Genomic DNA, 19,296 nt, shown 5'->3' with positions numbered 1-19,296 from the left:
CGCTCGATTTGATTTCAGACACCGAGCAGCACGCCGCCCAGTGATACGGTTTCGCCGTCGGTTGCCAACGACAGCACGATAGCCAACAAGAATGCTGCAAAACAAGCAAAAATTAGACCATCGACCCGGTCCATGACGCCGCCATGGCCGGGAATGAGGTGACTTGAGTCTTTCACGCCGAAGCGACGCTTGACGAAAGACTCAAACAAATCCCCCGCCTGACTACAGACTGACAGCAGCAGTGCGACGCAGACGACCCTCAATCCCGTGCCCGGGAAAAAGCTCCAGGCGACCCCGGTACCGGCAATGACGGCAGCAACGGCGCCACCGATCGCGCCCGACCACGTCTTGCCGGGAGATATGCGCGGAGCAAGCTTCGGGCCACCTAAAGCGCGACCGATGAAATAGGCAAAAATATCGGTGGCCCACACCGTCGCGAAAACGAAGAGCATGACGACGAGTCCGACGAGATTGTCATCGCGGATTTCTGCAAGTGCTATAGCCGTCAGGCCTGCATAGAGGATACCGGCTGGCAACCACCAGCTTTTCCCCCTTATAGCCACCAGCACAGCCGTGAGCGCCATGAACAGCAACAATGCTCCAACGGAGTAGGCTGGCACTTCCATCACAGTCATGACGGCAATGGCGACGATGCCAAGCCAGCCGAGCGCATTGCCCTGCGAATCGCGCTCGTGGAGACCCGATATGGTCGACCACTCGTAGTAGATCAGTAGCGCGATGAGCACGGACAGCAACTCGAATGCCAAGCCGCCATACCAGGTGGCTGCGAGAACGATCGCGGCGAGAACAATGCCGGAAATGATACGGAGCCTGAGTTCGCGGCTCATCAGGACACAGCGGCGGCAGGCTTGACGGAGAGGCCGCCGAAGCGGCGATCGCGCGCGGCATAGCGCTCTAGCGCTGAAAGGAAGAGATCGCGACTGAAGTCCGGCCAGTAATCCGGCACGAACATGAATTCGGAATATGCAGCCTGCCAGAGAAGAAAATTCGACAGTCGTTCTTCGCCGCTGGTGCGGATAATAAGATCGGGATCGGGGATCCCTGCGGTATCGAGCCTCGCGTCGATCAAGGCAGGCGTAATGTCCTGGGCACGCAGGCGACCGGCCTCTACGTCCTTGGCCAGGCTGACGACCGCACGCCCGATCTCGTCGCGCGAGCCGTAGTTGAACGCAATAACGAGCGTCAGCGCCGTGTTGGCCCGCGTCGTATCCTCGGCCTCGATCAGCAACGGCAGGATATCGCTGCGCAGGTTGTTGCGGTCGCCGATGACGCGAATACGGACGTTCTGGCGGTGGAGCTCGGCCAGATCCCGACGGATGAACGCCTTCAACAGACCGAGCAGATCGGTGACCTCCGTCTCCGGCCGGCGCCAGTTTTCCGAAGAGAATGCGAATAGCGTCAGATATTTGACACCGATATCGCCGGCGGCACGGACAGTCTCGCGCACCGCTTCGACGCCCTTGCGATGACCCATCGTGCGCGGCAGCCCACGCGCACTAGCCCATCTGCCGTTGCCGTCCATGATGATGGCAACATGCTGGGGCACTGTGGAAAAAGGAAGATCTGACATATGGGTCCGGTTTTCGTTCGCCGAGGTGACGATAGGCAAGTTTCCTTAAACCTGCATGATTTCCTTTTCTTTCTCGGCTAGCAAGCGGTCGACCTCGGAAATCGTCTCGTCCGTCATCTTCTGCACGCGTTCCGAAAGCGAGCGGCTCTCATCCTGGCCTATGACGCTGTCCTTTTCGGCTTTCTTAAGACCGTCCATGCCGTCGCGCCGCACGTGGCGCACTGCGACCTTTGCCTTTTCGGCATAGTCATGTGCAACCTTGACCAGCGAACGGCGGCGTTCCTCATTGAGCTCAGGCAGCGGAATGCGCAGGTTCTGACCGTCGATGATCGGATTCAGACCGAGATTCGATTCGCGGATCGCACGCTCGACGGCGCCGACCATCGATTTGTCCCAGACGGAGACTGCCAGCATGCGGGATTCGGGAACCGTAATGTTTGCCACCTGGTTGAGCGGCATGCGCGAACCGTAAGCATCCACAGTTACCGGATCCAGGATGTTGGGAGACGCACGTCCGGTACGCAGCGACGAGATATCGTTTTTGAATGCGGAAATCGCGCCGTCCATGCGACGTTTCAGTTCCTTCAGGTCGGTTGCATCACTCATGTCATAACTCCTGTCGCGATGGCGGCAAGGGACAAACCCGGCGCCGCCGATATATCAATTGTCAGACACGATGGTCTTGCGGCCACCACCGGTCAAGATTTGTGCGAAGCCGCCTTTCTCATGGATCGAGAAGACGATGATCGGAATGGAATTCTCGCGCGCAAGCGCGACCGCCGCGACATCCATGACAGCGAGACCCTTTTCCAACACCTGGCCATGGGTCAGGTGGTCGTAACGCTCTGCGTCGGGAAACTTCTTCGGATCGGCCGAATAGATGCCGTCGACCTGGGTGCCCTTCATAATCGCCTCGGCGCCCATTTCGGCAGCGCGCAATGCGGCAGCAGAATCGGTGGTGAAGAACGGGTTGCCCGTTCCGCCGGCGAAGATGACGACGCGGCCAAGCGACAGATGGAAGAGCGTGGCGCGTTGCGAGAAGCTCTCGCAGATTTCCGGCATGGCGATGGCGGAAAGGACAACCGTATCGATGTTCAATTTGCGCAGCGAGGTCGCCAGTGCCAGGGCGTTGATGACTGTTGCCAGCATGCCCATGTGGTCGCCGGTAACCCTATCGCCACCCTTAGATGCGACCGCTACGCCGCGGAAAATATTGCCGCCGCCGACCACGACGCCGACCTCGACGCCCATTTCGCGGGCTTCGGCAATGTCGGAGGCGATCCGATCGGCAACGGTGACGTCTATACCGAAGCCCTGGCTGCCCATCAGAGCTTCACCGGAGGCCTTGAGCAATACGCGCTTGTACAGAGGCTGGGACATCTTGGCTCCTCGGGTAATTATCAAAAGCCGGATACACGAAGGGCACCGCGTTGTCACGCGATGCCCTTCGGTTTTCCCTAGGTAAGCTCCCGACGATCAGCCCTTTGCGACGGCTGCGACTTCTGCGGCGAAGTCGGTCTCTTCTTTTTCGACGCCTTCGCCGAGCAGCAGGCGCGCCATGCCGGTAATCTCGATGGCAGCGCCAGCTTCCTTTTCAGCTTCCTTAAGGGCAGCTGCAACCGTTAGGTCGGGGTTGATGACGAAAGCCTGAGAGAGAAGGGCGACTTCCTCGAAGAACTTGCGCATGCGGCCATCGACCATCTTTTCAATGATGGCTTCTGGCTTGCCGGATTCGCGGGCCTGCTCGATGAAGACGTTGCGTTCGCGTTCGGCAACAGCGACATCGACTTCTTCGGAGCGGATGGCCAGCGGGTTCGTTGCAGCGATGTGCATGGCGACTTGGCGGCCGATGGAGGTCAGGACGGCCTTGTCGCCGACCGACTTCAAGGCGACCAGAACGCCGAGCTTGCCGATGCCGTCGCCGGCAGCGTTGTGAACGTAAGTCGCAACGACGCCGTGCTCAACTTCGAGCAAGGCCGAACGACGCAGCGTCATATTTTCGCCGATCGTGCCGATCGCGTCCTTGATCGTATCCGTAACGGACTTGCCAGTTGCCGGATAGATCGAAGCGCCGATGGCTTCTACCGTACCGTCGGTGTTCAGTGCGACGGAAGCAACGCCGCGAACGATATCCTGGAAGGCATCGTTACGGGCAACGAAGTCGGTCTCGGAGTTCACTTCGACGATGACAGCCTTATGGCCGGCGGATGCAATGCCGATCAGGCCTTCGGCAGCCGTACGGCCGGACTTCTTATCGGCCTTGGAGATGCCCTTGGCTCGTAGCCAGTCGATCGCAGCTTCCATGTCGCCGGCGGTTTCGGTCAGCGCCTTCTTGCAGTCCATCATGCCTGCGCCGCTCTTTTCGCGCAGTTCCTTAACGAGTGCTGCCGTAATTTCAGCCATTGTTTGCCTCTTGTCGGTTCATACGGTGCGCTGACGGCATAGGCCGGCGCGGCACCCGGTTTGAGGGACGAAATGTACCCATATGCGTGACAGCGGTATGAAATCCGCGCCACACGGAAACTTTCGGTCGGGAAAACGCCTCGCAGGCGCCTTCGTTTAAAACAGGTAAGGCCGCTGAAACTTGCTGAAGTCACCAACGGCCTATTCCTGGATTTTGGCGCAGTCAGGCGGGACGGACCCGCCTGCCGCTCGATCATCAATCAAGCCTGCGGCGCTACGGCTTCTTCTTCAAGCGTCGGCTCGACCATAGCTTCGATGGAAGCGCCGAGATCGCGGCCGGAAGAGCTCTGCTGACGAGCAATGCCATCAATGGCAGCGCGCGAAATCAGGTCGCAGTAGAGAGAGATGGCGCGCGAGGCATCGTCGTTGCCCGGGATCGGATAGTCGATCTGGTCCGGATCGCAATTCGAATCGATGATGGCGACGACCGGGATACCGAGGCGCTTGGCTTCGTCGATCGCGATCTTTTCCTTGTTGGTGTCGATGATGAACATCAGGTCCGGGGTGCCGCCCATATCGCGGATACCGCCAAGAGCCTTGTCCAGCTTTTCGCGCTCGCGCTCGAGGTTCAGGCGTTCCTTCTTGGTAAAGCCCTGGGCTTCGCCGTTGAGGATCTCGTCGAGCTTGCGCAGACGCTGGATGGAGTTGGAGATCGTCTTCCAGTTCGTCATCATGCCGCCGAGCCAACGCGAGTTGACATAATACTGGGCGGAACGCTTGGCGCTATCAGCGATGATCTCGGATGCCTGGCGCTTCGTGCCGACAAAGAGAACGCGGCCGCCACGGGCAACGGTATCGCTGACGATCTGCAGCGCGCGGCTCAGCAAAGGAACCGTCTGTGCAAGATCGATGATGTGGATGTTGCTGCGGTCGCCAAAGATGTATGGCTTCATCTTCGGGTTCCAGCGGTGCGTCTGGTGGCCGAAGTGAACGCCAGCTTCCAGAAGCTGACGCATAGAAAAATCGGGCAATGCCATGCCTGTTTACTCCTTTTCCGGTTGAACCTCCGCAAGGCGAACAGCGTCTTCTTCGAAAACGCCACCGGGCGGAACGGTCCGGATTTCTCCCGGACAATCCCATGCCTTACGTGTGGAATGCGGCTGCCCATACCTTTCCTTGGCATGGAAAGCAAGGGCTTTCCCGGGAAAGCAAGCACTATCGAGGGAAAAGATCTATTTGCAGGCCTTGGCGTCAAGCAATTCCAGCTTCGTCAGTTTGCCGGTCAGCACGAAATCACCGTAGTCCATGGTGAGGTCGCGCGTGATGCCGTTCTCGTAAAGCTTGAACGACATTCGGTAAACCGGGGTCGAATCGCCTTTGCTCTTGTCGTTGAAGTAGGCGACCGTGACCGGCCAGAACGAGGTCTTGGCAAAGGCGCCGGCCTTGTCGGCATCCGTGTCATCGGAGGCCGGGGCCTCTTGGCTGCCGACGACCGTCGTTGCCACCAACGATCTGTCGCCGTCGTCGGAGCCGTCGAAGACGCGGGCCTCGAAGAACTTCTTGCCCTGTTTGGCATTGTGGATGATGTCGAGCATGTGCTCGGTCGGGAAGCGACTTTCGGCGATGTCGATTTCCTTGGCCGACGGCTGGGTCAGCTCGATCTTCAAGCCCTTTGCGTCATCTGCCGCAGCGCCGCGCACGTCCTTGTCCAACTGCTCGTCGGTAAAGGATTTCGTCTCGAACTTGAAGGTTCGCTTGGCCAGATCTTCGAATGTGGTGGTCTGCTGGTCGCTGAGACGTGTCGTATCGCCTGTATCTATCTGCGTCACGAAGCGGAAATTCGTTGTGAATCCGGTGCAGTCGGAGCCGTTGAACTCATAGACCATACGGCCGTACATGCCGGCAATCCCGGAGCGATCCGTCGCATCTTTCAGTTCAAGATCGTAGACGGCGCGGTGGGCGATAAGGCCGCTTGGTCCCGCGGCATGCGCCATCGTCAAAGGCAGATAGGCAAAGCTCGCGCCCGATACAAGAACAGCAACAAGGTTCGAGCGGAACATTCATTATCTCCTGTTGGACTCGCACATGATGTTATAAGAACGCTTTCGGCCAAATAGAGGCCGAACGTCCTCGCCACGCGGGAGCTTCTTCTAGATGGCGGATTTTTGAAGATTTTACAACAAAACGGGAGACGAAAATGTCCGACGCCATCGAGGCCCGCCTGACGGAACTCGGGATCACCCTGCCGCAGGCGGCCTCGCCCGCCGCTAACTATGTACCCTACGTCATCACGGGAAATATGCTTTATCTTTCCGGCCAGTTGCCGATCGAGAACGGCAAGATCGCGGTGACCGGCCACCTTGGCCGTGATGTCGACGTTGCGGGCGGACAGCGCGCGGCCGAACTTTGCGCGATCAACATTCTTGCCCAGGCAAAGGCAGCGCTCGGAGGCGACCTTGGCAGGATCAAGCGCGTCGTCAAGCTCAACGGTTTCGTTGCCTCGACGGGCGACTTTACCGAACAACATCTCGTCATCAACGGCGCATCTAACCTGATCGCAAGCGTCCTTGGCGACGTGGGCAAGCATGCGCGCGCCGCAGTCGGCATGGCAGCTCTGCCGCTCAACGCCGCGGTCGAGATCGACGCCGTGCTGGAAATTGCCGAATGAGCGATATCGCCTGGCTTACCGAAGGGCCAATCGCCCATCGCGGCTACCACGACATGAACAAGCTCGTCTGGGAAAATACGCTGACCGCCTTTCAAAGGGCGATCGAGGCGGGCTTTGCGATCGAATGCGACCTGCACTACGCTGCAGACGGTGTCCCCGTCATATTTCACGATGATGACCTGCAGCGGGTCTGCAATCTTCCGGGCCAGCTGCGTGACAGAAGTTCTGCCGAGCTCGGCCTTCTGTCGATCGGCGGTACGAGGGATCATATCCCGACGCTCAAACAGCTCCTGCAGCTCTGCGGCGGCAAGGTCCCCCTGGTTCTGGAACTCAAGGGCCGCAAGGCTGACGACGAGGGGTTTGCCGAGTCGGTCATCGAGGTTCTGGAGGGCTACAAGGGTCACGTTGCGCTGATGAGCTTCGACCACTGGCTGCTGAAAGACCTGAAGTTGCTGAACCCGCCCTACCCGATCGGGCTGACGGCTGAGGGAACCAATCCCGACACATTTTTCCTGCATGACGAAGCCATGCAGCTTGGTCTAGACTTCATCTCGTATTTCCATGGTCATCTGCCGAACCCCTTCGTCACGGCACAGCGCAAGCGCGGTATTCCCGTGATCACCTGGACGGCACGCGACGAAGCCGCCAGAAGGCATTCATTTGCCCATGCCGATCAGATGACATTTGAAGGTTTCGATCCCAGGGAGAGCCTAGCCCTCGTTTCATGACAGATGAATTGTCCTTTCGAGCCGAGCGTTCGTTTAAAGCGATAACTCCGCAGAGCTGGTCTCGGCTCGCCGGAGCTTCGAGGCCTGGCACCCTGTTGCCTTACAATCCGTTCGTTTCGCATGCGTATCTCTCCGCCCTGGAGGAATCCGGCTCGGCGACCGACAGGACCGGCTGGCTCGGCAATCATCTGTTGCTGGAGACCGTGGACGGCACATTGATCGGTGCCGTTCCAGGCTATCTGAAGAACCATAGCCAGGGCGAGTATGTCTTCGATCACGGCTGGGCCGATGCCTTCGAGCGGGCCGGCGGCAGCTATTATCCGAAGCTGCAATGTTCCGTGCCTTTTACCCCTGCGACCGGGCCGCGTCTCTTGGTGGCGGACGACCAGGACCGGGCCAGCATCCAGCCCGCTCTCGCCGAGAGCCTCAAGGAAGTGACCCGGCAACTCGGCATCTCCTCGGCCCACATCACTTTCCTGCCCAAGGACGAGGTCGCCGTTTTCGAGACCGACGGCTATCTGCACCGGACCGACCAACAGTTCCATTTCATCAATGAAGGCTATGCCAACCACGACGCGTTTCTCGAGACGCTCGCGTCGCGCAAGCGCAAGGCGTTGAAGAAAGAACGTCGTGCAGCGCTTGAGAACGGCATCACCATAGATTGGCTGACGGGCAGCGATCTGACCGAAGAAATCTGGGACCAGTTCTTCGCCTTCTACATGGATACCGGCAGCCGCAAATGGGGCCGTCCCTATCTCACCCGCAAGTTCTACTCGCTGATCGGCGAGCGCATGGCCGACGATATCCTGCTCGTTATGGCGAAGCGTCAGGGCCGCTACATCGCCGGCGCGATCAACTTCATCGGCGGCGACGCGCTCTATGGTCGCCATTGGGGCTGTATCGAAGAGCACCCCTTTTTGCACTTCGAGGTGTGCTACCATCAGGCGATCGATTTTGCCCTGGCCAAGGGCCTGCATCGCGTCGAAGCAGGGGCCCAGGGCGAGCATAAGCTTGCCCGCGGCTATCTGCCGGTCACGACGCACTCCGCGCATTTCATTGCCCATCCCGGCCTCAGGCGGGCGGTCGGCGACTATCTCAAGCGTGAACGGCAGGAGGTCGAGCAGATGGGCGAAATCCTTACCGAGCACAGCCCGTTCCGCAAGGGCGAGCGGCAAGACAACTAGCTACACATATTTTGGAGTGGGGAGAGATCAGATGAGCAGCCCGGCTTATGACGGCAACAATATTTTCGCAAGGATTCTCCGAGGCGAGATTCCATCCTATCGGGTCTATGAGGACGAAGATGCGGTCGCCTTCATGGATGTGATGCCGCAGGCACCGGGCCACACGCTTGTCATGCCGAAGCAACCATCGCGCAACCTGCTCGACGCCGACCCCGCGACCCTTTCTCACCTTGTCACGGTGGTTCAAAAGGTCGCCAACGCGGTGAAGGAAGCGTTCGATGCCGACGGCATTTACGTTGCGCAATTCAATGAGGCGGCAGCCGGGCAGACGGTGTTCCACTTGCATTTCCACATCATTCCCCGCCACGAGGGCGCGGCGCTGAAGCCGCATGCCGGGAAGATGGAAGATGCTGCGGTGCTGACGGAGAACGCCCGGAGGATTATCGCGGCACTGGCGTAGAGTTCCGCTATAACCTTCCTGTGGAACCTAAAGAAAATGCCGGGCTTTTGACCCGGCACTTTTGCTTCTAAAGGCTATTTCTTGCGCGGCACCTTGGGTACCGTCGTTCCCTTGCGGGCAGGCCTTGCCTCTTCGTCCACCGACGCGTCGACTTTTTTGGCCGAGCGCTTGGCTTCAGATACGGTCTCGCTCTTGGTAGGGCGAACCTTTGTCTTTACCGTATCGCCGTCGTCCTCTTCATCGATCGCGGGATCGATGACTTCTGCCTCCGGCTTCGGCTTGATCCGCGCGGTCTCCGGAGTGCAATCGAGCAGTATCCCGGGCTTGCCGTCATCCTTCGGACCAACTGTCACCTTGACGATGCCACCTTTCTTCAGCTTGCCGAAGAGGATTTCGTTGGCAAGCGGCTTCTTGATGTTCTCCTGGATGACGCGGGAAAGCGGACGTGCGCCCATCTTCTCATCGTAACCATTCTCAGCAAGCCATTCAATTGCATCCTCATGCAGATCGAACGTGACGTTACGTTCCGAAAGCTGGGCTTCCAGCTGCATTATGAACTTCTGGACGACCTTGTAGATGACCTTGGTCGGCAGCGGCGCGAAGGCGATGATCGCATCCAGACGATTGCGGAACTCAGGCGTGAAGAGCCGGTTGAGCGCTTCCTCGTCCTCGCCCGTACGCTTGGCGGAACCAAAGCCGATGGCTGCCTTGGCCATTTCCGATGCACCCGCATTTGTCGTCATGATCAGGATGACGTTGCGGAAATCGATCTTCTTGCCGTTGTGGTCGGTCAGCGCGCCATGGTCCATGACCTGCAGCAGGATATTGAAGATATCCGGATGCGCCTTCTCGATTTCGTCAAGCAGCACGACGCAATGCGGGTGCTGATCGACGCCATCGGTCAGGAGGCCGCCCTGGTCGAAGCCGACATATCCGGGAGGTGCGCCAAGTAGTCGGGAGACCGTATGACGTTCCATGTATTCCGACATGTCGAAGCGCAACAGTTCGACGCCAAGCGAAGAGGCAAGCTGTTTGGCCACTTCGGTCTTGCCGACGCCTGTCGGGCCGGAGAAGACGTAAGAGCCAATCGGCTTGTTCGGTTCGCGCAGGCCGGCACGGGCAAGTTTGATCGCCGTCGACAGGGCTTCGATCGCCGCATCCTGACCGTAGACCACGGAGCGCAGCTCCATTTCCAGGTTTTTGAGAACCATCTCATCATCCTTGGAAACCGTCTTCGGCGGAATGCGGGCCATCGTTGCGATCGTCGCTTCGATTTCCTTTTCGGTGATCAGCTTGCGACGCTTCGAGGGAGCCAGAAGCATCTGCGCTGCGCCGGTTTCGTCGATCACGTCGATCGCCTTGTCTGGTAGCTTGCGGTCGGAGATGTAGCGGGCCGAGAGTTCGACGGCCGACTTGATGGCTTCGTTCGAATAGCGCAGGTGATGATACTCTTCGAAATAGGGCTTCAGGCCCTTCATGATTTCGATGGCATCCTCAATGCTCGGCTCGTTGACGTCAATCTTCTGGAATCGGCGCACGAGTGCCCGATCCTTTTCGAAGAACTGACGATATTCCTTGTAGGTCGTCGACCCGATGCAACGGATCGCGCCCGAGGAAAGGGCTGGTTTCAACAGATTCGATGCATCCATCGCGCCGCCGGAGGTCGCACCTGCGCCGATGACGGTATGGATTTCATCGATGAACAGCACGGCGCCGGGATATTCCTCCAGCTCCTTGACGACCTGCTTCAGGCGCTCTTCGAAGTCGCCACGATAACGCGTGCCGGCCAGAAGCGTGCCCATGTCGAGAGAAAAGATCGTGGCGTCGGCCAGAGCTTCCGGCACCTTGCCTTCGACGATCCGCTTGGCCAAGCCTTCGGCGATCGCTGTCTTGCCGACACCCGGATCACCGACGTAGAGCGGGTTGTTCTTCGAGCGACGGCAAAGAACCTGGATGGTGCGGTTCACTTCGGAATGACGGCCGATCAGCGGGTCGATCTTGCCGGTCTTGGCCTTTTCGTTGAGGTTAACGCAGTAGGCCTTCAGCGCATCCTGCTGCTTCTTCGGGCCGCCCTCCTCCTGCTCGCCGCGGGAGGTCGGCTTGCTTTCGGCTTCGCCCTCGTCGGCACCGCGCGGCGAACGGACCTGGGAGGCGCCCGGACGCTTGCCGATACCATGGGAAATGTAATTGACCGCGTCGTAGCGGGTCATTTCCTGCTCCTGCAGGAAGTATGCAGCATGGCTTTCCCGTTCGGCGAAGATCGCGACGAGTACATTGGCGCCCGTCACTTCCTCACGTCCGGAAGATTGCACATGGATGACTGCTCGCTGGATGACGCGCTGGAAGCCAGAGGTTGGCTTGCTGTCCTCGTCATATCCTGTGATCAGGTTTGAGAGTTCATTGTCGACATATTCAGACAGTGTCTTGCGCAGGGCATCCAAGTCGACATTGCAGGCGCCCATAACGGCAGCCGCATCGGCGTCATCAACAAGTGCCAACAGCAGATGCTCAAGCGTGGCATATTCATGATGCCGCTCGTTTGCGTAGGTCAGTGCCTGATGCAGCGCCTTCTCGAGACTAGGCGAAAATGTTGGCACGTTCGATCCTCACTTCTTTTCCATAACACATTGCAGCGGATGCTGGTGTTGCCGGGCAAAATCCATCACCTGGCTAACCTTCGTTTCGGCCACTTCATATGTAAATATACCGCACTCGCCGACGCCGTGGTTGTGGACGGAAAGCATTATGCGGGTGGCACCCTCACGATCCTTTTGGAAGAAACGCTCAAGAATATGGATCACAAATTCCATGGGCGTGTAGTCGTCGTTCAAAAGTAGCACGCGGTAGAGGTTGGGCTTCTTGGTCTTGGGCTTGGTACGGGTAATTACCGAGGTTCGATTTCCGTTTTCCCCGTTCTTGTCGCCATCGTTTTGCATCCGGATCGGCTTGGCGATCATAGTCATTCATTTCCTCAAATCATTCGGCAGAGGGACATATCGCTTCCAAATCATCGGCCGAATATCCGAACCCCTAACTTAGTTCATATTACTGTGATTTTAAGCCCCTTGCTCAACACTGCAATCACAATTCGTTGCTAAAGCGTTCGACCGGCAAAAAAGTACGGCTCGATCACGACGCCATTCGAGCCAAAACGAAAAAGACCGGCTGCGCTCAGCGCAGCCGGTCTCGTCAAACCCGTTAAGGTTCGAAAATGCTTATGTTGCAGGCCTTATGCTGCTGCCGAGGCCGCCGACACAGCCTTGCCGGTCGCCTTGGCGACAGGTGCTTCATAGGGCTTGTACGCCGTCTTGGCGAGGTCCGCATACATTTCGCTCAGCTTGGTGGCTTCGGAGACTAACGACTCGTAATAGGACTTCACGAAGTTGCTCTGCAGTTCGAACGCCGTTTCGATGCTCTTGACACCCGCAAGCTGCTCAATGTGCGCTACGCTGTCCTGAAACGATTTCTTCGAATAGTCGGCTGTCTCGGCAGCGATTGCCTGGAAGCCCTTGGTGACTTCGGAATAGCTCTTCAAAGCCGTATCAACGGCTTCCTTGCTCTTCTTGCTTGCATCATCGAAATTGAACATGTGGCCTCGACCTCCGTGGATAATGCCGCGAGCGTAAATGCACCGCACAATTAGTCAAGTAGTCTTGTGCGACGCATCATCAATCTTTGGTTGCGTCAGCGATCATTGTGACCTTGCACCGAAAACGCTCGGCCACATCGTTTTGATTTCGCTAAAATATATCAGACGTACACAACCCAGAGCTTCGCCGTTGAAATGCGAAAATTGTTGCAAGATTCTCAGAAGGGGGTCGGAATCGGCGGCAGCCGGTCAAAATTGGCGGGCTTTTGCGCACGATACGAGCAATTGCGTAAAAAATGGCCGGATCCACGCAAAAATCCGGCCTGCTTATCCCCGGGAATTTTCAGAGATCGACGTCCAGGATCGCCATCGAGAAGTTGTATGAGCGATCGCCGTCTTCATCGTCGATGTAGACGAGGCCCAAAAATTCTTCACCGAGATAGACTTCAGCCGAGTCGTTCTTCCGGGGGCGGGCCTTGACGACCACCAGCGGGTTCAGCATCCGTTTGAAGTAGGCGTCGAGTTTCTTGATTTCATCAGGCTTCACAAGTCATCTCCGTGACGGTTCTCGGGTGGGCGCTTCTTGCATCGGAAAAGCCGACGTGTAAAGACCGGAAACAGCGCGCCGAAATGCTTTCAGCGCTTGCCAGCCCACCCCAATTTATGCCTTTCACAGGCGTCAGATACCAGCGCCGATGACCTGGTCCATGATGCGCGAAGGCTCCGAGCAGCCCGCCGCGCCTACGACCTTGGCCGGCACGCCCGCCACGGTCGTCTTCGGCGGAACTTCCTTCAGAACAACGGAGCCGGCAGCAACGCGAGAGCATTGACCGATCTGAATATTGCCGAGGATCTTGGCGCCGGCGCCGATCAGGACGCCGTTGCCGATCTTCGGATGGCGATCGCTACCTTCCTTGCCGGTGCCACCAAGCGTAACGCCGTGCAGGATCGAGACGTTGTCGCCAATGACAGCGGTCTCGCCGACGACGAGCCCGGTGGCATGATCGAGGAAGATGCCCTTGCCGATCCGCGCAGCCGGGTTGATGTCAGTCTGGAAGACGCTGGACGCGCGACTTTGTAGATAGAGCGCAAAATCGCGGCGTCCACGGTTCAGCAACCAGTGCGCCAATCGATGGGTCTGGATGGCGTGGAAGCCCTTGAAATAGAGGACCGGCTCCATGAAGCGGAGGCATGCGGGGTCGCGGTCGTAGACAGCCTGGATATCTACGCGAAGCGTAGCACCCCATTCGGGCCAGTCTTCCAGCATCTCGTCGAAAGTCTGACGCAACAAGATCGCCTGCATGTCGGGATGGTCGAGGCGCTCGCAGATCCGGTAGATGACGCATTCTTCGAGCGAACGGTGATTGATCACGGTTGAATAGAGAAAGGCAGCAAGAAGCGGGTCGCGCTCTGCAGCAGCACGCGCCTCGTCGCGCATACTATCCCAGATCGGATCAACGGTCTTCAACGTGCTCACGCTGTCGAGGTGGCGAATGTCAGTTGCTGCGACCATTGGCGGTCTCTCCATTTCCCGTTTGATATCTGGTTATATAGAGGAAAAGTTCCGCAACTTAAATGGGTCGCTCCGATATGAATCTCTGGCAAGTTTTTGCTGGTAGAGCAAGCCACCCGTTGCGACGCCGTCAGGGCGCAATCAGACCCTCAACCGGCCACCCGTTCGTAGAACTCGAGCACGGCCTTCTTGAAGACGCGGTCGCCGACCGCGAGCATGTGGTCGCGGTTCGGAATGTCGAGCGCAACCGCGTTCGGCATGAGGTCGGCGAGCTCCTGCGGCGAGCCGGCGATGTCATCCCTGGTGCCGACGCCGATCAAGGTTGGCGCCGTGATGGTCGCTATGTCCTTGCGGCTGATCAGGTCGCGGGATCCGCGAATGCAGGCAGCTAGAGCCACCCTGTCGCTTTTCGTCTGCTCGGCAAAGGCACGGAACATCTGGCCGCGCGGATGCGTGACTTCGCCCAGCGACTGTGCCAGCAGTGCATCGGCGATTGGGTCCCAGTCGCCGACGCCGTCTGTCATGCCGATGCCGAGCCCGCCGAAGACCAGCGAGCGGACCCGATCCGGATGTCGAAGCGCCATAAATGCAGAAATCCTCGCACCCATCGAATAGCCCATGACATTCGCCTGCGGTATGTCGAGGTGGTCGAGCAAGGCGACGACATCGCCGGCCATGATCCAGGGCCGGTAGGCCTCGCTATGGTGTGGCTTGCCGCTAGCGCCGTGTCCCCTATTGTCCAGGGCTATAACACGGTAACCGGCATCGCCAAGGGTCTTCAGCCAGCCCGGATTGACCCAATTGACTGACGCCGTCGAGGCAAAGCCGTGGATCAACAGCGCCGGGATGCCGGCGGGGTCGCCCTCGTCGAAGAAAGCGAGGTTGAGACCATCATGCGTGAAGGTCGAAAAGGCAGGAAAATTCAGATTCATGGTTTCGTCCCAATGGCCGCCGTCCTTGATATTTTATCTGCTGCCCCAGGTGAACCCACGCGCGGATGAAAAACTGTGTGCCGGCGCGGACTTTCGCACTACACAATCGAAATGAAGGATTATAAGGTCCGCGCACAATTGACAGCTATTCGGAGATCAGTATGGCCGGCCACAACATTCCCCACTTCCAAAACGATGGCGGACATCGCGTTATCGAAATCGGTGTGAAGGAGTTCATGTGCACCGGCGCATCCACGCCTTTCGATCATCCGCATATCTTCATCGACATGGGCGACGAGAACGAGAAGGTCTGTTCCTATTGCTCGACCCTCTTCCGCTATAATCCCAGCCTGAAAGCCGACCAGACGAACCCGCCCGGCTGCGTGTTCCACGTCAAGGCAGCCTGATCCGCCATCACCAGGACCGAATTTCCGATGCCGATCAAACAAGCCGCCATCATCGGCGCCGGCATCGCGGGCTTGACGGCCGCACTTTCGCTGGCAAGGCACGGTATCAGCACTGATATATTCGAGCAGGCCGAGGCGCTGGCCGAGGTCGGCGCCGGTCTGCAGATTTCACCCAATGCGTCTCGGATCCTCGAAGAACTAGGGATATTGGGCGCGCTGTCGTCCGTATGGATGGAGCCCCATGAAATCAGGCTCGTGTCAGGGAGATCGTTGCGCCTGATTGCCGCCGTCCCTAGCGGAGAATTTGCGCGCCAGCGCTGGGGCGCTCCCTATGGCACCCTGCATCGCGCGACGCTGCAGCGAGTACTACTCGACGCAGTCGCCGCCAATCCGCTTTGCTCGCTCCATCTCGGCCATCAATTCGACACCGCAACCGCCGCATCGGTCAGTGAGATCACCGGGGAACGACCGGAGCTGATCGTCGGTGCCGACGGTGTCTGGTCGAAGACACGCGCGACTGTGCCCGGCAGTGCCCTGCCCCGGTTTTCCGGCAACATCGCCTGGCGGTTCACCGTCCCCGGCGATGCGGCACCGGGCATTCTCGACAGCGGCTGCGTTACCGCCTTCCTCGGACCTTCCGCCCACCTGGTCTGCTATCCGATCAAGGAGACGGGCGCGTTCAACATGGTGGCGATCGGCGCCGGTATCGGTGCGGGCCATGACTGGAACGCCAAGGGCAATCAAACGCAGCGTAGTCTGCTTCGGAAGCATTTTTCCAGCTGGAATCGCACGATCTCCTCGCTGCTCGATCGCGAAGATGATCCCACCGTCTGGCCGCTTTACGAGGTCGGAAGCGGTCGCTGGCACAACGGCCGGGATACGGTCCTCATCGGCGACGCTGCCCACGCGATGATGCCGTTTGCGGCGCAAGGTGCGGCAATGGCAATCGAAGACGCGTTCGAACTCGCGGGATTGGTTGCCTCGAAGCCGGTCGGCGAGACGCTCGACACCTTCGAAACGCGCCGCGCGCCACGCATCGAGCGGCTTCGCCAGCGCGCCGCCTTTAATCATTTCGCCTATCATGCCCGTGGGCCACTCCGGCTCGGGCGGGATCTGCTGCTTTCCCTGCGTCCGCCCCAAAGCATTGCGGCGGACCTTGACTGGATCTACGGCTATCACGCCATCGGCTGATCAGACGACGCGCGCTGCAGCAAGCCCCCTCTCGATATCCGCCTTGATGTCTGCGACGTCTTCAAGACCGATCTGCAGGCGCAGGACCGGGCCTTCAGACGGCGCCTTGCAAATCCGCCGATCGTTGAGATTGACGTGCAGCGCGAGACTTTCGAACCCGCCCCAGGAATATCCGAGCCCGAACAGCGACAGGGCGTCGAGGAAGGCATGCGCCTTGGATTTGAACCGACTGGCGCTATCGGCCGCAAGAACAAAGGAAAAAATGCCGCTTGATCCCTTGAAGTCACGCTTCCATAGCTCATGGCCCGCAAAACTCGGCAGCGCCGGATGCAGCACGCGCGCAACGTCGTCGAAGCCTTCGAGCCACTTGGCAATCGCCAGCGCGCTTTCCTGATGGCGCTCCAGGCGAACGCCCATAGTCCGCAGGCCGCGCAACACCTGATAGGCATCGTCCGGAGCCCCGCAGATGCCGAGCGCGATGTTTGCTTCTTGCAACCGGTCCCAATGCTCCGCGTTCGCCGACACGGTGCCCATGAGGATATCCGAATGGCCGGCCGGATACTTGGTTGAGGCATGGATCGAAATGTCTACACCATAATCGAGTGGTTTGAAGAAGACGGGTGTTGCCCAGGTGTTGTCCATCGTCACAACGCAGCCATGCCGGTGGGCAGTTGCCGATATCGCCGGGATATCCTGCATTTCGAAGGTGTTCGACCCGGGAGCCTCCGTATGTACCAGCCTTGTATTGGGCCTGATCAACTGTTCAATGCCGGCGCCGATGGAAGGGTCGTAATACTCAACCTCGACGCCCAGCCGCTTCAACATCGTATCGCAGAATATGCGGGTCGGCCCATAGACGGCATCGACGATCAGCGCGTGATCGCCCGACGACAGGAAGCCGAGAAACGGCACCGTTATCGCTGCGAGGCCCGAGGGCACGAGAATTGTCCCGGCCGAACCCTCCAACGCATCGACGGCTTCGCACAGCGCATCCGTTGTTGGAGTGCCTCGCGTGCCGTACGTGTATTTCTGGGCGCGCGTCTCCATCGTGCGGGCGTTTGGAAACAATACCGTCGACGCATGGACGACTGGCGGATTGACGAAGCCGTAATAATCGGAGGGCGAATTGCCGATATGCGAAAGACGGGTGTTGATACCGGCGTTCTTGAGCGAAGGGTCTTTGTCTTTCATCTCTATTTCATGCCTTTGACGCGCTAAAAAACAGATTTGTGAAGGCCAACCAAAGCCGGGTCAACCCCGATCCCGCATCATTCTCATGCAATTGCCGCATTGCATCAAACGCAAAGCAACTGCTCATTTGGCACTGATTTTTGGCAAAACACTGCCCAACAGATACCCAAACGCCTGTTTTCAAAGCAAATTCAGGCAAAATGCCGAATTAAGCCGCAATAATTAAGGCCTTCTCTTGACCATGAATGCATTTCCGACTGTGATAGGTTCACTCGCGCCGGGAGGGCGACGGAGATGGCTCGTTTGCGAGCCTTTCGGGCAGCGATACAAATCAATTATAAAACACGTAAAAAAGGTTGGGAAAAATGAAAAAGACGCTTCTGTCTCTCATAATTGGCTCAGCAGCCTTGGCATTTGGCGTGTCAGGTGCTTCGGCTTCGACGCTCGACGATGTCAAGGCAAAGGGCTTCGTGCAGTGCGGTGTTAACGGCTCGAATCTGGCAGGCTTTGGTGCGCAAGATTCTTCTGGCAAATGGTCGGGTCTGGACGTCGACCTCTGCAAGGCAGTTGCGGCAGCTGTGTTCGGAGACGTTGACAAAGTCAAATACACGCCCCTGTCGGCAAAGGACCGGTTTCCGGCGTTGCAGTCAGGCGAAATCGACGTTCTCGCCCGCAATACGACCTGGAGCGCCAGCCGCGACAGTCAGCTCGGCTTCGATTTCCGCGCCATCAACTATTATGACGGCCAGGGCTTCATGGTCCACAAGAGCATCGGCGTGAAGTCGGCGCTCGAATTGTCCGGAGCAGCTGTGTGCGTCCAGTCCGGCACAACAACTGAGCTAAACCTTGCGGACTACTTCAAGGCTAACAAGCTCGAATACAAGCCAGTCGTCTTTGAAAAGCAGGAAGAAGTCGACGCAGCCTATAGCTCGGGTCGTTGCGACGTCTACACAACCGACCAATCCGGCCTGTATTCAATCCGCCTGTCACTCGCCAACCCGGACGACAACATCGTCCTGCCTGAAATCATTTCCAAGGAGCCGCTCGGCCCGGCTGTACGCCAGAATGATTCCAAGTGGTTCGACGTTGTGTCCTATGCACATTACGCGATGGTTACAGCCGAAGAGTTTGGCATCACCCAGGCAAACGTCGATGAAATGGCAAAGTCTGAAAATCCCGATATCAAGCGCTTTCTCGGCCAGGAAAAGGACGAGACGATCGGCAAGGATCTCGGTCTTGACGAGAAGTGGGCCTATAACATCGTCAAGCTAGTAGGCAACTATGGTGAAGCTTTCGAACGCAATGTCGGCGAAGGCAGCCCGCTCAAGATAAAGCGCGGCTTGAATGCCCTGTGGAACAAGGGCGGTCTGCAATACTCACCGCCGATCCGGTGATCGTCAACTAAACTGAACTGCGGGAAGACGCTCTGCGTTTTCCCG

General features: G+C 58.3%; 21 protein-coding genes. 7 read left to right on the top strand and 14 right to left on the bottom strand.

Annotation, left to right across the window (positions count from 1 at the left end; translation table 11 throughout):
- Positions 1-14: 14 nt before the first annotated feature.
- From AB4Z52_RS11205 to AB4Z52_RS11175, 7 genes are all read right to left on the bottom strand, one after another.
- Positions 15-848 carry a phosphatidate cytidylyltransferase gene (locus AB4Z52_RS11205; protein ID WP_442217984.1) on the bottom strand — a complete coding sequence of 278 codons (834 nt, stop codon included), beginning with the start codon at positions 846-848 and terminating at the stop codon, positions 15-17.
- Positions 848-1,624: an isoprenyl transferase gene (locus AB4Z52_RS11200; protein WP_442218087.1), complete on the bottom strand. Its 777-nt coding sequence runs from the start codon at positions 1,622-1,624 to the stop codon at positions 848-850. The genes AB4Z52_RS11205 and AB4Z52_RS11200 overlap by 1 nt, the downstream gene beginning before the upstream one ends.
- A 12-nt stretch (positions 1,625-1,636) precedes the next feature.
- Entirely contained in the window at positions 1,637-2,197 is a 561-nt protein-coding gene (gene frr, locus AB4Z52_RS11195) for a ribosome recycling factor (RefSeq protein ID WP_442217983.1), read from the bottom strand.
- A 54-nt stretch (positions 2,198-2,251) separates the two neighbouring features.
- The gene (pyrH, locus tag AB4Z52_RS11190) at positions 2,252-2,971 is read right to left on the bottom strand and encodes a UMP kinase (RefSeq protein WP_442217982.1); all 720 of its coding nucleotides are present in this window, start codon (positions 2,969-2,971) and stop codon (positions 2,252-2,254) included.
- Between the two features lie 96 nt (positions 2,972-3,067).
- Positions 3,068-3,994, bottom strand: coding sequence for a translation elongation factor Ts (gene tsf / locus AB4Z52_RS11185; RefSeq protein WP_442217981.1), 927 nt, complete (start codon positions 3,992-3,994; stop codon positions 3,068-3,070).
- 260 nt (positions 3,995-4,254) lie between these two features.
- Positions 4,255-5,031, bottom strand: coding sequence for a 30S ribosomal protein S2 (gene rpsB / locus AB4Z52_RS11180; RefSeq protein WP_442217980.1), 777 nt, complete (start codon positions 5,029-5,031; stop codon positions 4,255-4,257).
- 195 nt (positions 5,032-5,226) lie between these two features.
- Positions 5,227-6,054 (bottom strand): cell envelope integrity EipB family protein, encoded by an 828-nt coding sequence (locus tag AB4Z52_RS11175; RefSeq protein ID WP_442217979.1) that lies wholly within the window; start codon positions 6,052-6,054, stop codon positions 5,227-5,229.
- A gap of 137 nt (positions 6,055-6,191) precedes the next feature.
- On the opposite strand from AB4Z52_RS11175, the gene AB4Z52_RS11170 reads away from it, so the two are divergent.
- Genes AB4Z52_RS11170 through AB4Z52_RS11155 form a run of 4 tightly spaced genes read left to right on the top strand, consistent with a single transcriptional unit; the run spans position 6,192 to position 9,034 of the window.
- Positions 6,192-6,662 (top strand): RidA family protein, encoded by a 471-nt coding sequence (locus tag AB4Z52_RS11170; protein WP_442217978.1) that lies wholly within the window; start codon positions 6,192-6,194, stop codon positions 6,660-6,662.
- A complete protein-coding gene (locus AB4Z52_RS11165) occupies positions 6,659-7,390 on the top strand; it encodes a glycerophosphodiester phosphodiesterase (RefSeq protein WP_442217977.1) in 732 nt (243 codons plus the stop codon). Before AB4Z52_RS11170 ends, AB4Z52_RS11165 begins: the two co-directional genes overlap by 4 nt.
- A complete protein-coding gene (locus tag AB4Z52_RS11160; RefSeq protein WP_442217976.1) occupies positions 7,387-8,574 on the top strand; it encodes a GNAT family N-acetyltransferase in 1,188 nt (395 codons plus the stop codon). The genes AB4Z52_RS11165 and AB4Z52_RS11160 overlap by 4 nt, the downstream gene beginning before the upstream one ends.
- Positions 8,575-8,605: 31 nt before the next feature.
- On the top strand, positions 8,606-9,034 hold the full coding sequence (locus AB4Z52_RS11155) for an HIT family protein (RefSeq protein WP_442217975.1): 429 nt from the start codon (positions 8,606-8,608) through the stop codon (positions 9,032-9,034).
- Positions 9,035-9,108: 74 nt separating this feature from the next.
- Here AB4Z52_RS11155 and clpA read toward each other — a convergent pair whose 3' ends face one another.
- The 6 genes from clpA to AB4Z52_RS11125 all read right to left on the bottom strand — a co-directional run bounded on the left by clpA (position 9,109) and on the right by AB4Z52_RS11125 (position 15,068).
- Entirely contained in the window at positions 9,109-11,631 is a 2,523-nt protein-coding gene (gene clpA, locus AB4Z52_RS11150; RefSeq protein ID WP_442217974.1) for an ATP-dependent Clp protease ATP-binding subunit ClpA, read from the bottom strand.
- 9 nt (positions 11,632-11,640) lie between these two features.
- Positions 11,641-11,991, bottom strand: coding sequence for an ATP-dependent Clp protease adapter ClpS (clpS, locus tag AB4Z52_RS11145; RefSeq protein ID WP_442217973.1), 351 nt, complete (start codon positions 11,989-11,991; stop codon positions 11,641-11,643).
- 272 nt (positions 11,992-12,263) lie between these two features.
- Positions 12,264-12,623, bottom strand: a complete 360-nt coding sequence (locus AB4Z52_RS11140) for a phasin family protein (RefSeq protein ID WP_442217972.1) — start codon at positions 12,621-12,623, stop codon at positions 12,264-12,266.
- Positions 12,624-12,966: 343 nt separating this feature from the next.
- Positions 12,967-13,170 (bottom strand): DUF3126 family protein, encoded by a 204-nt coding sequence (locus tag AB4Z52_RS11135; protein WP_442217971.1) that lies wholly within the window; start codon positions 13,168-13,170, stop codon positions 12,967-12,969.
- Positions 13,171-13,302: 132 nt separating this feature from the next.
- Positions 13,303-14,136, bottom strand: a complete 834-nt coding sequence (gene cysE / locus AB4Z52_RS11130; protein ID WP_442217970.1) for a serine O-acetyltransferase — start codon at positions 14,134-14,136, stop codon at positions 13,303-13,305.
- 149 nt (positions 14,137-14,285) lie between these two features.
- On the bottom strand, positions 14,286-15,068 hold the full coding sequence (locus tag AB4Z52_RS11125) for an alpha/beta fold hydrolase (RefSeq protein WP_442217969.1): 783 nt from the start codon (positions 15,066-15,068) through the stop codon (positions 14,286-14,288).
- Positions 15,069-15,229: 161 nt separating this feature from the next.
- Between AB4Z52_RS11125 and AB4Z52_RS11120 the strand changes: the two genes are divergently transcribed.
- The gene (locus tag AB4Z52_RS11120; protein WP_442217968.1) at positions 15,230-15,475 is read left to right on the top strand and encodes a zinc-finger domain-containing protein; all 246 of its coding nucleotides are present in this window, start codon (positions 15,230-15,232) and stop codon (positions 15,473-15,475) included.
- Positions 15,476-15,502: 27 nt separating this feature from the next.
- Positions 15,503-16,666 carry an FAD-dependent monooxygenase gene (locus tag AB4Z52_RS11115; RefSeq protein ID WP_442217967.1) on the top strand — a complete coding sequence of 388 codons (1,164 nt, stop codon included), beginning with the start codon at positions 15,503-15,505 and terminating at the stop codon, positions 16,664-16,666.
- On the opposite strand, the gene AB4Z52_RS11110 is transcribed toward AB4Z52_RS11115, so the two are convergent.
- Entirely contained in the window at positions 16,667-17,857 is a 1,191-nt protein-coding gene (locus AB4Z52_RS11110; protein ID WP_442217966.1) for a cystathionine beta-lyase, read from the bottom strand.
- 365 nt (positions 17,858-18,222) lie between these two features.
- Between AB4Z52_RS11110 and AB4Z52_RS11105 the strand changes: the two genes are divergently transcribed.
- On the top strand, positions 18,223-19,251 hold the full coding sequence (locus tag AB4Z52_RS11105) for an amino acid ABC transporter substrate-binding protein (RefSeq protein ID WP_442217965.1): 1,029 nt from the start codon (positions 18,223-18,225) through the stop codon (positions 19,249-19,251).
- The last annotated feature ends 45 nt before the right edge of the window (positions 19,252-19,296 follow it).

It is taken from the genome of Rhizobium sp. 2YAF20 (genome assembly GCF_052114685.1).
Taxonomy (GTDB): Bacteria; Pseudomonadota; Alphaproteobacteria; order Rhizobiales; family Rhizobiaceae; genus Rhizobium.
The sequence above is the reverse complement of the archived record's forward strand: the minus strand, read 5'-3'. Positions and strand labels throughout refer to the sequence as shown.